Below are 14,221 nucleotides of genomic sequence, written 5' to 3'. Positions count from 1 at the left end.
TTAGCCCAGCAGACGTGCAAGAAAGGGGTGGCCTTCGCCATCCTGCTCACGACTGGGCACCAGGGTGCGAATGGTTTCGACGGTTTCCACACAGTGGCGGGCGTCCTCGATACCGTAGCCCTTGCCGTCGAGGATCGCTTGGTAACTGACCGTGTGCAGGTCGGTGAACCCTTCGGAAAACTCGATCTCAGCACCGTCACAGGTGATCGAACGGTAGGTCGGCTTCTTGCCTTTTACAGAATCCGGCAGATCGCCGGTGTCGATGGACAGGAACCAGCGCACCCGCGCGTTCTCGTACTCCAGGTAGCCGGCGGCCTTGGATTCGTTGGCGAAGTGCACCACGTTGCGCTGCAGCTTGCCGAAGATGAAGTGCAGCATGTCGTAGAAGTGCACGCCGATGTTGGTAGCCACGCCGAAGGATTTGCGTGGATCACCCTTCCAGCTCTCCATGTACCACTTGCCGCGGCTAGTGATGTAGGTCAGCTCAACTTCGTGCTTGTGGTCTTGGCTGCCGGCCTCGACCTGCTGCTTGAGGTCGATGATCGCTTGGTGATGACGCAGCTGCAGGATGTTGTACAACCGTTTTCCGGTTTCACGCTCGACCAGCGCCAGATCGTCCAGCATCGAAGCGCTAGGTACTAGCGGTTTCTCGCAGATCACGTTGCAGCCCAGCCGCAGGCCGGCAGTGATGTGTGGATGGTGCAGGTAGTTGGGCGAGCAGACCGAGACAATATCCAGGGCGGTTGCCGGATCGCGTTTCAGGCGCCAGGCATGGTCGTAGAAGCGCTCGAACTCGGTGAAGAACTCGCTCTGCGGCGACAGGCTGTCGATGATGCCGACCGAGTCGTTGATGTCGTAGGCGCAGGCCAGTTCATTGCCGGTGTCCTTGATGGCACGCATATGGCGCGGGGCAATGTAGCCGGCGGCGCCGATGAGGGCGAATCGTTTCATGCTGTCTCTCGTGATCGGATTGAGTGCGCCCTCATGGCGCCGAACATCTGCTGTTCGGAGAAGGCGCGCAAAAACACTCAGGCCTTGATGACGTTTGCCTGCGGCGCTCGATACTTGCCACGACTATCGATCAAGAGCCGCGCTTTTGCCTGGATCAATGAGTAATCGAACTTGTCATGGTCGGTGGCAAGCACTACCGCGTCGAAACTGGCTAGGTTCTCCGCGGTGAGCGCCTCGCTGGAGAGATTGAAATGGTGCTCGCGCATCTTCGGGAACACCGGCACGTGCGGGTCGCTGTAGGCAACGATGCCGCCCTTAGCCTCGATCAGCTCCATGATTTCTACGGAGGGCGATTCACGCATGTCGTCGACATTCTTTTTGTAGGCGATACCGAGCACCAGCACACGGCTGCCCTTGAGCGCTTGACTGCGCTCATTCAGGCCGTCCATCAACTTGCCCACCACATACTCGGGCATCGCCTTATTGACCTCGCCCGACAACTCGATGAAGCGGGTGTGTAGGCCATACTCGCGCGCTTTCCAAGTCAGGTAGAACGGGTCGATCGGTATACAGTGCCCCCCTAGACCGGGGCCGGGATAATAGGCGGTAAAACCAAAAGGTTTGGTTGCAGCGGCATCCACTACTTCAAAAATGTCGATACCCATGCGATCGGCGACGATTTTCATCTCATTGACGAGGCCGATATTCACTGCTCGATGGATATTCTCCAGCAGCTTGGTCATCTCTGCAGCTTTGGTCGAGCTGACTGGCACGACCTGATCGATCGCCTGCTCGTAAAGGGATATCCCAACCTGCAGGCAATTAGCGGTATACCCACCAATAACCTTGGGAATGGTGCGCGTCTCAAAGCTTGGGTTACCCGGATCTTCGCGCTCCGGCGAGTAGACCAGGAAAAGGTCCTCACCCACCGTCAGGCCACCCTCCTGCACGCGAGGCAAAAGTTCTTCTTCTGTGGTGCCTGGATAAGTCGTGCTTTCCAATGACACGACTTGGCCAGCCCGCAGGTAGGGCTTGATTGCGTTCGTGGTGTCTATCACGAAACTCATGTCCGGCTCGCGATACTTATTCAGAGGCGTAGGTACACAAAGAATCAGAGCATCGCATTCGCTGGCGCGACGGAATTCGCTTGTCGCTTCGAAACCAGAGCTGCGCGCCTTGCCAATATGTTCACTTGAAATATGTTCTATATAACTGATACCAGCGTTGAGCTTCTCGACCTTGGCGATATCGATGTCGATACCCAGCACGCGAAAGCCAATCGCGTTGTAACGCAGCATCAGCGGCAAACCAACATAACCGAGCCCGACGATGCCGATTACAGCTTCCTTACTTTTGAATTTAGCGGCTGCTGCCTGTGTAATATTCGACATGCGCGTGCTCCGATAAAACGACTTCTCTCACAGGAGTAGACGATGATTAGATGCCTTTGCTAAGCATCTAAGATGCACCAGCAACCAGCGAAAATTGAGAAAGGGGACAATAATTCGAAGGGCGAGATGATAAGCAATAGAAGCCGACTCGGATAGAGCCGCCCGCCGCTCGGAGAGGCCGACTAACCCTGCCCCCCTGCAGTACGCCGCGCAGCACGCTCCAACCTGCGGATGCGAAAACGCATGCGACCTAGTAGCCAGAGCACAGAGAGCAGACAGACAGCCAATCCGACAGAAAAGGCAAGGACCAGCAAAACGGAAAGCGGAAGATCTGGCGTCGACCACCTCAAAAACACCAGATGAGCAGGCTGAGGATTCTGCAAAACCAACAAGAAGATAGCAGCAGCCAGAACCAACAAGGCAATCGCCAGAAAAACACGCTTAATATCTGGCCTAGTCGCGCGCCTCAAGGCAGGAAGCTCACTCATCCTCATTAACGCGGTCACGCAATTCCTTACCAGGCTTGAAATGCGGCACGAACTTGCCGTCCAGACGCACGGACTCGCCGGTCTTGGGGTTACGCCCCACGCGAGGTGCACGGTAGTGCAGGGAAAAACTGCCGAAGCCACGGATCTCGATGCGATCGCCGGTCGCCAGAGCCTGGGACATCTGCTCCAGCATGGTCTTGATCGCCAGTTCCACATCTTTGGAGGACAGCAGTCCCTGGTGGGTGACTATGCGCTCGATCAACTCCGACTTGGTCATGGTTTTCCCTTCTTTTTCAAGCGGCTAGATCATCTAGTAGGGTGTTTTTAGCACGCCTGCCAGTGTTTGGGTAGCCCGAATGTCAAGAGGGGAAATACGAACCTTTAGGAAATGAAAAAGGGCGACCGAAGTCGCCCTTTTTCCAGAAGCGCCGGAACTTAGTTCTGGTTCATCTGGGCACGGATCAGATCACCAATGGTGGTCGGACCGGTGCTTTCGCTTTCCTGCTTGGTGCGCAGCTCTTTCATCGCGTCCTTTTCGTCTTCGACGTCTTTGGACTTGACGGACAGGCTGATCACGCGGGACTTGCGGTCGATGCTGATGATCTTGGCTTCGACTTCGTCGCCTTCCTTCAGCACGTTGCGGGCGTCTTCAACGCGGTCACGGCTGATTTCGGAGGCTTTCAGGATGCCTTCGATGTCGCCGCCCAGGCTGATCACAGCGCCCTTGGCGTCCACTTCCTTGACGGTACCGCGCACGATGGTGCCTTTCTCGTTCAGGGAGGCGTAGTTGGAGAACGGATCGTCTTCCAGCTGCTTGATGCCCAGGGAGATGCGCTCGCGCTCCGGATCAACGGAGAGGATGACGGTTTCCAGCTCGTCGCCCTTCTTGAAGCGACGTACGGCTTCTTCGCCCACTTCGTTCCAGGAGATGTCGGACAGGTGAACCAGACCGTCGATGCCGCCGTCCAGACCAATGAAGATACCGAAATCGGTGATCGACTTGATGGTGCCGGAGATCTTGTCGCCCTTGTTGAACTGGCCGGAGAAGTCTTCCCACGGGTTCGACTTGCACTGCTTGATGCCCAGGGAGATACGACGACGCTCTTCGTCGATGTCGAGAACCTGAACTTCCACTTCGTCGCCGACCTGAACGACTTTGGACGGGTGGATGTTCTTGTTGGTCCAATCCATCTCGGATACGTGCACCAGGCCTTCCACGCCTTCTTCCAGCTCGGCGAAGCAGCCGTAGTCGGTCAGGTTGGTGACTTTGGCGGTAACACGAGTACCTTCCGGGTAGCGCGCTTTGATGGCGACCCATGGATCTTCGCCCAGCTGCTTCAGACCCAGGGAGACGCGGTTGCGCTCGCGGTCGTACTTCAGAACCTTGACGTCGATCTCGTCGCCAACGTTGACGATCTCGGACGGGTGTTTGATGCGCTTCCAGGCCATGTCGGTGATGTGCAGCAGACCATCTACGCCGCCCAGGTCAACGAACGCACCGTAGTCGGTGAGGTTCTTGACGATACCTTTGACCTGCTGGCCTTCCTGCAGGGATTCCAGCAGAGCTTCGCGCTCGGCGCTGTTCTCGGCTTCCAGCACGCTGCGACGGGAAACGACAACGTTGTTGCGCTTCTGGTCCAGCTTGATGACCTTGAACTCCAGCTCTTTGCCTTCCAGGTGAGTGGTATCACGCACCGGACGGACATCGACCAGGGAGCCCGGCAGGAATGCGCGGATGCCGTTGACGTCAACGGTGAAGCCGCCTTTGACCTTGCCGTTGATAACGCCCTTGACCACTTCCTCAGCATTGAAAGCGGCTTCCAGAACCAGCCAGGACTCGGCACGCTTGGCTTTCTCGCGGGACAGCTTGGTTTCACCGAAGCCGTCTTCCACTGCGTCCAGCGCAACGTGGACTTCGTCACCGACCTTGATGGTCAGCTCGCCTTGTTCGTTGAAGAACTGGTCGAGCGGGATGACGCCCTCGGACTTCAGGCCGGCATGCACGGTGACCCAGTCACCGTCGATGTCGACCACGATGCCGGTGATGATGGCACCCGGCTGCATGTCGAGGGATTTCAGGCTTTCTTCAAAAAGTTCTGCAAAGCTTTCGCTCATGTTGATTCCTGTCGATCAAGGGCAGGGAATCTGCCCAAACCACACTCCAGACAATGTGGGTTCGTTCATGTAAAAAGAGGCCTGCGGGACTATGACTGGTCTCCCGCCTGCCTCCTTGTCGGCCGCGATGGTGCGGCCTGGGCTTACCCGGCGAGATCGCGGCTGGCGACCTCACTGAGAATTCTTTCCATTACCTGCTCGATGCTCAGCTCGGTGGAATCCAGTTGAATGGCATCGACTGCCGGCTTCAACGGAGCCACCGCACGCTGCATGTCGCGCTCGTCGCGCGCACGAATCTCGTCTAGCAGACTCGGCAGGCTAACACCTTCTACCTTGTCTTTCAACTGCAGGTAGCGGCGACGGGCCCGCTCCTCGGCGCTGGCGGTCAGGTAGATCTTCAGCGGCGCGTCCGGGAACACCACGGTTCCCATGTCGCGACCATCGGCCACCAGGCCCGGCGCCTCGCGGAAGGCTCGCTGGCGTTGCAGCAGCGCCTCGCGCACCGCAGGCAGGGAAGCGACCATGGAAGCACCGGCGCCGACCTGTTCGTTGCGGATGTCGTCGGTGACCTCGTCACCTTCGAGGATGATGCGCTTGCCGATGAACTGTACGTCCAGGTGGGCGGCCAGGGTCTTCAGCGCTTCCTCGTTGGTCAGATCGATGCCGTGATTGCCGGCGGCGAAGGCCAGCAGACGGTAGAGGGCGCCGGAATCCAGCAGGTTCCAGCCCAGCTTGGCGGCCAGCAGGCCGGCAACGGTGCCCTTGCCCGAGCCGCTCGGCCCGTCGATGGTGATGACTACGGCGCTCATGCCTTGCCCTCCTCCGCCACGCGGATGCCGACCTGGGCCGCCAGCCCGAGGAAATTGGGGAAGGACGTGGCGACGTTGGCGCAATCATGGATACGGATGGCGCCGCCGGCACGCAGCGAGGCCACGCTGAAGGACATGGCGATACGGTGGTCGCCATGGCTCCATACCTCGCCACCACCGAAGGCGCCGCCCTCGATGATGATGCCGTCCGGGGTCGGCTCGGCTTTCACACCGAGAGCAATCAGGCCGTCGGCCATGACCTGGATGCGATCGGACTCTTTGACCCGCAGCTCCTCGGCGCCGCGCAGCACGGTGCGCCCTTCGGCGCAGGCGGCGGCGACGAACAGCACCGGAAACTCGTCGATGGCCAGCGGCACCAGGTCTTCCGGGATATCGATACCCTTGAGCTTGGCGGCGCGCACGCGGATATCCGCAACCGGCTCACCGCCGACTTCGCGCTGGTTTTCCAGGGTCAGGTCGGCACCCATCAGCTTGAGGATGTCGATCACGCCGGTACGGGTCGGGTTAATACCAACGTGCTCCAGCACCAGTTCGGAACCTTCGGCGATGCTGGCGGCGACCAGGAAGAAGGCAGCCGAGGAGATATCCGCCGGCACTTCGATATGAGTGGCGCCGAGCTTGTGGCCGGACGCGACGGTGGCGACGTTGCCGTCCACGGTCACTGGATAGCCGAAGCCGCGCAGCATGCGCTCGGTGTGGTCGCGGGTCGGCGCCGGCTCGGTCACCGAGGTCTCGCCGGCAGCGTACAGACCGGCCAGCAGCAGGCAGGACTTGACCTGGGCGCTGGCCATCGGCATCTCGTAGCTCATGCCGGTCAGGCGCTGGCCGCCCTTGATATGCATCGGTGGACGACCTTCCGGACCGGTCTCGATCACCGCACCCATCTCGCGCAGCGGCTTGGCCACGCGGTTCATCGGGCGCTTGGACAGCGAGGCGTCGCCGGTCAGCACGGTATCGAACGGCTGCGCGGCCAGCAGGCCGGAGAGCAGGCGCATGGAGGTGCCGGAGTTACCCAGGTACAGCGGACCGGGCGGCGGCTTGAGGCCGTTGAGACCCACGCCGTGAATGGTCACCTTGCCGTGATGCGGACCTTCGATCACCACGCCCATGTCGCGGAAGGCCTGCAGGGTGGCCAGGGCGTCTTCGCCCTCAAGGAAGCCTTCCACCTGAGTGGTGCCCTCGGCCAGCGAGCCGAGCATGATCGAGCGGTGCGAGATGGACTTGTCGCCCGGCACACGGATGCGACCGGAGAGAGAACCACCGGGATTGGCGAGGTAGATCAGATCATTCGAATGCATGGCGTCCACATAGGCCCTGCGGGCCAGGATTTTGCTGAAATGCTCGCGGGCGAAGCGGGCGCGGGTGAACACGCCCAGCAACTGATGCCCGTCCCCTGCGTCGACCGCGCCGCGCAGGGCGTCGAGGTCGTCGCGAAATGCGTCTAGCGTGCGCAACACCGCCTCGCGGTTGGCGAGGAAGATGTCGTGCCACATCACCGGATCGCTGCCGGCAATTCGCGTGAAGTCGCGGAAGCCGCCGGCGGCGTAACGGAAGATCTCCAGGTTCTCGCTGCGCTTGGCCAGCGAGTCGACCAGGGTAAAGGCCAGCAGGTGCGGCAGGTGGCTGGTGGCGGACAGCACCTGGTCGTGATGCTCCACCTCCATGTGCTCCACGTCGGCACCCAGGGCGCGCCACAGACCGTCGACCAGCGCCAGCGCCTCGGCATCGGTGCCGGCCTGCGGGGTGAGGATCACCTTGTGGCGACGGAACAGCTCGACGTTGGAGGCCTCCACCCCGCTCTGCTCGGAACCGGCGATGGGATGGCCCGGAACGAAACGCGGCACCTCGCCACCGAAGGCCGAACGCGCGGCGCGCACCACATTGCCCTTGGCGCTGCCCACATCGGTGAGCACGGCATGGCCCAGATCGAGGCGCGCCAGTTGGGCCAGGACTTTTTCCATGGCCAGAATAGGCACCGCCAGCTGGATCACCGCGGCGCCCTGACAGGCGGCGGCCAGCTCGGTCTCGCAGCGGTCGACCACGCCCAGCTGCACGGCCAGACGACGCGACTCGGCGTCCAGATCCACTCCCACCACTTCGTCGAACAACCCCTTCTCGCGAATCCCCTTGGCGAAGGAGCCGCCGATCAGGCCTAGCCCCACCACCACCAGGCGACCGAGCTTGCTCGATACTTGTTGCAGCGGCATTGCATCAGCCACGGAGAATCTGCTCCAGCGCCTCGAGGAAGCGGGCATTCTCCTGCTCGGTGCCGATGGACACGCGCAGGAAGGTCGGCATGCCGTAGCCGGCAACCGGACGCACGATCACTCCGGCACGCAGCAGCGCCTGGTTGATCGGCGCGGCGTCGCGGCAGAAGTCGACGGCGATGAAGTTGCCCTTGGAGGCAATCCAGCTCAGCCCCAGGCGGCGGAAACCGTCCTCCAGCTGCGCCATGCCGGCGTCGTTGGTGCGGCGACTGGCAGCCAGGTACTCGGCATCGTCCAGCGCCGCACAGGCGGCAGCCAGGGCCAGGCTGTTGACGTTGAACGGCGCGCGCACGCGATTCAGCGTATCGGCCACCTGCGGCGAGCTCAGCGCATAGCCGACGCGCAGCGAGGCCAGGCCATAGGCCTTGGAGAAGGTGCGCGAGACCAGCAGGTTCGGGTAGCGCGCCAGGTAGTCGAGGCCATCCGGCAGCTCGTCGCCCTCGGCGTACTCGATATAGGCCTCGTCTAGCACCACCAGCACGTTCTCCGGCACGCGGGCGAGGAAAGACTCCAGCGCAGCCGGGCCGAACCAGGTGCCGGTCGGGTTGTTCGGGTTGGCGATGAACACCACGCGGGTATTGGCATCGATGGCCGCCAGCATGGCTTCCAGGTCGTGACCGTGCTCCTTGGCCGGTACCGCCTTGCCCTGGGCACCGACCGCCTGAGTGGCGATCGGATAGACGGCGAAGGCGTACTGGCTGAACACGGCGTTCAGCCCCGGCGCCAGCCAGGCGCGGGCAACCAGGTCGAGGATATCGTTGGAGCCGTTGCCCAGGGTCACCTGGGCCGCAGTCACGCCACAGCGCGCCGCCAGCTTGGACTTCAGCTCGAAGCCGTTGCCGTCCGGATAGCGGGTCAGCTCGGCCAGTTCGGCGCGGATCGCTTCCAGCGCCTTGGGCGACGGACCCAGCGGGTTCTCGTTGCTGGCCAGCTTGACGATGCCGGCCGGATCGAGATTCAGCTCACGGGCCAGCTCATCGACCGGCTTGCCGGGCACATAGGGCGAAAGTTTCTGCACGCCCGGCACGGCCAGGGCGAGGAAATCGCAACTCATGAGCTCTCCTCAGACACTCACGCGGTTCAGAGAACCGCTTTCGGGTAGGAACCCAGCACTTTCAGGGCGACGGCTTCGCCGTTGATCTTTTCCAGCACGTCCTTGATCAGCGGGTCCTGGTGGTGACCGACGAAGTCGATGAAGAACACGTAGGTCCACTTGCCGCTGCGCGACGGGCGGGTCTCGATGCGGGTCAGGTCGATGCCGTTGGTGTGGAACGGCACCAGCAGTTCGTGCAGCGCGCCCGGCTTGTTGCGCATGGAGACGATGACCGAGGTCTTGTCGTCGCCGGTCGGCGGCACTTCCTGGCTGCCGATGATGAGGAAGCGCGTGGAGTTGTCCGGGCGATCCTCGATCTTCTCCTGCAGCTTGGTCAGGCCGTAGAGGTTGGCCGCCATGTCGCCGGCGATGGCCGCCGAATTCCACTCGCTCTTCACCCGCTTGGCCGCATCGGCGTTGCTTGGCACCGCCACGCGCTCGACGTTCGGGTAGTGCGCGTCCAGCCACTTGCGGCACTGGGCCAGGGACTGGGCGTGGGAATAGATGCGGGTGATCTTGTCGGTCTTGGTGGTGTCGCCGACCAGCAGGTGGTGGTGGATGCGCAGCTCCACCTCGCCGCAGATGACCATGTCATGCTCGAGGAAGCTGTCCAGGGTGTGGTTGACCGCACCCTCGGTGGAGTTCTCCACCGGCACCACGCCGAAGTTGACCGCGCCGGCGGCCACTTCGCGGAACACCTCGTCGATCGCCGCCATCGGCTGGCTGATCACCGCGTGACCGAAATGCTTGAGCGCCGCGGCCTGGGAGAAAGTGCCTTCCGGCCCCAGGTAGGCGATCTTCAGCGGCTGCTCCAGGGCCAGGCAGGAGGACATGATTTCGCGGAACAGCCGCGCCATTTCCTCGTTGTCCAGCGGACCCTTGTTCAGCTCCATGATGTGCTTGAGCACCCAGGCTTCGCGCTCGGGACGGTAGAAGACCGGCTTCTCGCCTGCCGGCAGGGAGGCCATCTTCACCCGGGCCACGTCCTGGGCACAGCGCGCGCGCTCGCTGATCAGATCGAGAATCTTCTCGTCGAGGCTGTCGATGCGTACCCGCAGCGCCTTGAGCTGATCGGCGTCACTCATCAGGCGTGCTCCTTCTCGAACTCCGCCATATAGGCAACCAGGGCCTCGACCGCGTCCAGACCGGTGGCGTTGTAGATGGAGGCGCGCATGCCGCCCACCGAACGATGGCCCTTGAGGTTGAGCAGGCCGCGGGCATCGGCACCGGCCAGGAAGGCCTTGTCCAGCTTCTCGTCGGCCAGGCGGAACGGCACGTTCATCCACGAGCGGGCACTCGGCTGGATCGGGTTGCTGTAGAAGTCGCTGGCGTCGATGGCCTTGTACAGCAGGTCCTTCTTGGCCTTGTTGCGCTGCTCCATCGCGGCGACGCCGCCCTGCTCCTTCAACCACTCGAAGACCAGGCCGGAGAGGTACCAGGAATAGGTCGCCGGGGTGTTGTACATGGAGCCATTGTCGGCGGCGATCTTGTAGTTGAGCATGGTCGGGCAGACGCTGCGGGCGCGGCCCAGCAGGTCCTCGCGGATGATGGCGACGACCAGGCCGCTCGGGCCGATGTTCTTCTGCGCGCCGGCGTAGATCAGACCGAACTTGGACACGTCGACTTCGCGAGAGAGGATGTCCGAGGACATATCCACCACCAGCGGGGTGTCGCCGACCTCGGGAATCCAGTCGAACTGCAAGCCCCCGATGGTCTCGTTGCTGGCGTAGTGCACGTAGGCAGCGTCCTTCGACAGCTGCCATTCGTTCTGCCCGGGGATGGCGAAGTAGTCGTAGCCCTTGGCGCTGGCGGCGACGTTGACGTTGCCGTAGCGACGCGCTTCCTCGATGGCCTTCTTCGACCAGATGCCGGTCTCGATGTAGTCGGCGGTGCCGTCTTCCGGCAACAGGTTCAGCGGAATCTCGGCGAACTGCTGGCTGGCGCCGCCCTGCAGGAACAGCACCTTGTAGTCGGTCGGGATGCTCAGCAGGTCGCGCAGGTCCTGCTCGGCCTTCTCGGCGATGGCCACGTACTCGTCGCTGCGATGGCTCATCTCCATCACGGACAGGCCCTTGCCCTGCCAGTCGAGCATCTCGGCCTGGGCGCGTTGCAGTACGGCGGTCGGCAGCGCGGCCGGGCCGGCGCAGAAGTTATGGGCGCGTTTGCTCACGTCAATCTCACTCTTCGTCGCTGGGGGCGTCTACCGAGGTCTCGCCCTCGTCCGCCACTTCCACTTGTTCGGTCTCGGCACCTTCGGCAAGCACTTCGCCTTCGATGTCGTCGTCATCCGAGCCGGACAGCTCCTGGACCCGCTCCAAGCCAACCAGGGTCTCGTCGTCGGCCAGCTTGATCAGGATCACGCCCTGGGTGTTACGGCCGGCGCCGCGGACTTCATCGACGCGGGTACGCACCAGGGTGCCTTGGTCGGAAATCAGCATGATTTCTTCGCCATCCAGCACCTGCACGGCGCCGACCAGCTTGCCATTGCGCTCGTTGATCACCATGGCGATCACGCCCTGGCCGCCACGACCGCGGCGCGGGTAGTCGGCCAGCGGGGTGCGCTTGCCGTAGCCGCGCGCGGAGGCGGAGAGGATCTGCGCACCGGCTTCCGGAATCAGCATGGAGATGATGCGCTGCCCGTCGGCCAGGCGCATGCCGCGCACACCGCGAGCGATACGGCTCATGGTGCGCACCTTGCTTTCCTTGAAGCGGATCACCTTGCCGGCGTCGGAGAACATCATCACGTCCTTCGAACCATCGGTGATGGCGGCGGCGATCAGCGAGTCGCCCTCTTCCAGCTTCAAAGCGATCAGGCCGTTGGAGCGCGGCTTGGTGAACTGGATCAGCGGAGTCTTCTTCACCGTGCCGTAGGCGGTCGCCATAAAGATGTAGGCGCCGGTCGGCTCGTCCTGGCTGAAGTCGGATTCGTCGCCTTCCTCGGCTTCCTCCACCTCGACCACCTCGCCGACCTGCTCGGCGACCACGTCGTCGTCATCGCTCTCTTCGTCGGCGAAGCGCGCACGCACGGCCTCCAGGTCGATCTGCAGCATGGCGGTGATGCGCTCACCCTCGTCCAGCGGCAGCAGATTGACCAGCGGGCGACCACGCGCGGTACGCGAGGCTTCCGGAATCTCGAAGGTACGCAGCCAGTAGACCTTGCCCTTGCTGGAGAACAGCAGCAGGGTGGCGTGGCTGTTGGCGACCAGCAGGTGCTCGATGTAGTCCTCGTCCTTCACCCCGGTGGCCGACTTGCCCTTGCCGCCGCGACGCTGGGCCTGGTAGGCGGCCAGCGGCTGGCTCTTGGCGTAGCCGCCGTGGGAGATGGTGACGACGCGCTCTTCCTCGGTGATCAGGTCGGCGATGGTCAGGTCCATCTGCGAGGCCATGATCTCGGTGCGACGGGCGTCGCCGAACTCGGCCTTAACCTTCTCCAGCTCCTCGCGGATGACTTCCATCAGGCGCTCGGGGCTGGTCAGGATGCGGATCAGCTCGCCGATCTGAGTCAGGATCTCCTGGTACTCGGACAGCAGTTTCTCGTGTTCCAGACCGGTCAGGCGATGCAGGCGCAGCTCGAGGATGGCCTGGGCCTGCTCGGGCGACAGATAGTACTTGCCGTCGCGCAGGCCGTACTGCGGGTCCAAGTCTTCCGGACGGCAGGAATCGGCACCGGCGCGCTCGACCATCGCTTCCACGGCGCTGGAGGCCCAGGCGGTGGCGATCAGGCGCTCCTTGGCGTCGGCCGGGGTCGGCGAGGTCTTGATCAGCTCGATCACCGGGTCGATGTTCGACAGGGCGACGGCCTGGCCTTCGAGGATGTGTCCACGCTCGCGGGCCTTGCGCAGTTCGTAGACGGTACGGCGGGTCACCACTTCGCGGCGGTGACGGACGAACACTTCGAGCATGTCCTTGAGGTTCAGCGTGCGCGGCTGGCCATCGACCAGGGCCACCACGTTGATACCGAACACACTCTGCATCTGGGTCTGGGCGTAGAGGTTGTTCAGCACCACCTCGCCGACTTCGCCGCGGCGCAGCTCGATGACCACGCGCATGCCATCCTTGTCGGACTCGTCGCGCAGCTCGGTGATGCCCTCGATCTTCTTCTCTTTGACCAGCTCGGCGATCTTCTCGATCAGACGCGCCTTGTTCAGCTGGTACGGCAGCTCGGTGACGATGATCTGCTGGCGGTTGCCGCCCTTCTCCATGTCCTCGATCGTGGCACGGGCACGCATGTAGATGCGGCCACGGCCGGTGCGATAGGCCTCGATGATGCCCGCGCGACCGTTGATGATGCCGGCGGTGGGGAAGTCCGGACCGGGGATGTACTGCATCAGCTCGTCGACGGTCAGCTCGGGGTTGTCGATCAGCGCCAAGCAGCCGTCGATCACCTCGGTGAGGTTGTGCGGCGGAATGTTGGTGGCCATGCCCACGGCGATACCGCTGGAGCCGTTGACCAGCAGGTTGGGGATCTTGGTCGGCATGACCGCCGGGATCTGCTCGGTGCCGTCGTAGTTGGGCACCCAGTCGACGGTTTCCTTGTCCAGGTCGGCCAGCAGCTCGTGTGCCAGCTTGGCCATGCGCACTTCGGTGTATCGCATGGCCGCGGCGTTGTCACCGTCCACCGAACCGAAGTTGCCCTGGCCGTCGACCAGCATGTAGCGCAGGGAGAAGGGCTGGGCCATACGCACGATGGTGTCGTAAACAGCCGTGTCGCCGTGCGGGTGGTACTTACCGATCACGTCACCGACCACACGGGCGGACTTCTTGTACGCCTTGTTCCAGTCGTTGCCCAGCTCGCTCATGGCATAGAGCACGCGGCGGTGCACGGGCTTCAAGCCGTCACGCGCATCCGGCAGCGCACGCCCGACGATCACGCTCATCGCGTAGTCGAGGTAGGACTGTTTCAGCTCGTCTTCGATATTGACCGGGAGGATTTCTTTGGCCAGTTCGCCCATGAGAAGCCTGGTTCCTTATTCTGGTGAAACCCCGTCACACCCATCCTGGGCAAGACCGGAGTCCGTCGTAGTCGCCCCTGCTGGGGCGGCGACTCACAACAAATCAACGAGTTAGGTCGGTTATTGGCGCTATT

At 62.5% G+C, this 14,221-nt stretch carries 11 protein-coding genes; all 11 read right to left on the bottom strand.

Annotation, left to right across the window (positions count from 1 at the left end):
• The gene (locus FFS62_RS04715; protein ID WP_137971642.1) at positions 1-951 is read right to left on the bottom strand and encodes a Gfo/Idh/MocA family protein; all 951 of its coding nucleotides are present in this window, start codon (positions 949-951) and stop codon (positions 1-3) included.
• A gap of 77 nt (positions 952-1,028) precedes the next feature.
• Positions 1,029-2,342 (bottom strand): UDP-N-acetyl-D-glucosamine 6-dehydrogenase, encoded by a 1,314-nt coding sequence (gene wbpA, locus FFS62_RS04710; RefSeq protein WP_137971641.1) that lies wholly within the window; start codon positions 2,340-2,342, stop codon positions 1,029-1,031.
• Between the two features lie 182 nt (positions 2,343-2,524).
• A complete protein-coding gene (locus FFS62_RS23605) occupies positions 2,525-2,830 on the bottom strand; it encodes a LapA family protein (protein WP_371920105.1) in 306 nt (101 codons plus the stop codon).
• A complete protein-coding gene (ihfB, locus tag FFS62_RS04700) occupies positions 2,823-3,107 on the bottom strand; it encodes an integration host factor subunit beta (RefSeq protein ID WP_137971639.1) in 285 nt (94 codons plus the stop codon). The genes FFS62_RS23605 and ihfB overlap by 8 nt, the downstream gene beginning before the upstream one ends.
• 158 nt (positions 3,108-3,265) lie before the next feature.
• Positions 3,266-4,945: a 30S ribosomal protein S1 gene (rpsA, locus tag FFS62_RS04695; protein ID WP_137971638.1), complete on the bottom strand. Its 1,680-nt coding sequence runs from the start codon at positions 4,943-4,945 to the stop codon at positions 3,266-3,268.
• Between the two features lie 143 nt (positions 4,946-5,088).
• On the bottom strand, positions 5,089-5,754 hold the full coding sequence (cmk, locus tag FFS62_RS04690) for a (d)CMP kinase (protein ID WP_137971637.1): 666 nt from the start codon (positions 5,752-5,754) through the stop codon (positions 5,089-5,091).
• On the bottom strand, positions 5,751-7,982 hold the full coding sequence (locus FFS62_RS04685) for a bifunctional prephenate dehydrogenase/3-phosphoshikimate 1-carboxyvinyltransferase (RefSeq protein WP_137972229.1): 2,232 nt from the start codon (positions 7,980-7,982) through the stop codon (positions 5,751-5,753). Before FFS62_RS04685 ends, cmk begins: the two co-directional genes overlap by 4 nt.
• Positions 7,983-7,986: 4 nt before the next feature.
• Positions 7,987-9,096: a histidinol-phosphate transaminase gene (gene hisC, locus FFS62_RS04680; RefSeq protein ID WP_137971636.1), complete on the bottom strand. Its 1,110-nt coding sequence runs from the start codon at positions 9,094-9,096 to the stop codon at positions 7,987-7,989.
• A gap of 26 nt (positions 9,097-9,122) precedes the next feature.
• The gene (pheA, locus tag FFS62_RS04675; RefSeq protein WP_137971635.1) at positions 9,123-10,220 is read right to left on the bottom strand and encodes a prephenate dehydratase; all 1,098 of its coding nucleotides are present in this window, start codon (positions 10,218-10,220) and stop codon (positions 9,123-9,125) included.
• Positions 10,220-11,305: a 3-phosphoserine/phosphohydroxythreonine transaminase gene (serC, locus tag FFS62_RS04670; protein WP_137971634.1), complete on the bottom strand. Its 1,086-nt coding sequence runs from the start codon at positions 11,303-11,305 to the stop codon at positions 10,220-10,222. The genes pheA and serC overlap by 1 nt, the downstream gene beginning before the upstream one ends.
• A 7-nt stretch (positions 11,306-11,312) precedes the next feature.
• Positions 11,313-14,087: a DNA gyrase subunit A gene (gyrA, locus tag FFS62_RS04665; protein WP_137971633.1), complete on the bottom strand. Its 2,775-nt coding sequence runs from the start codon at positions 14,085-14,087 to the stop codon at positions 11,313-11,315.
• Positions 14,088-14,221: the final 134 nt, after the last annotated feature.

It is taken from the genome of Pseudomonas sp. F(2018), assembly GCF_005508865.1.
Taxonomy (GTDB): Bacteria; Pseudomonadota; Gammaproteobacteria; order Pseudomonadales; family Pseudomonadaceae; genus Aquipseudomonas.
This window is presented reverse-complemented; position numbering and strand designations above follow the sequence as displayed.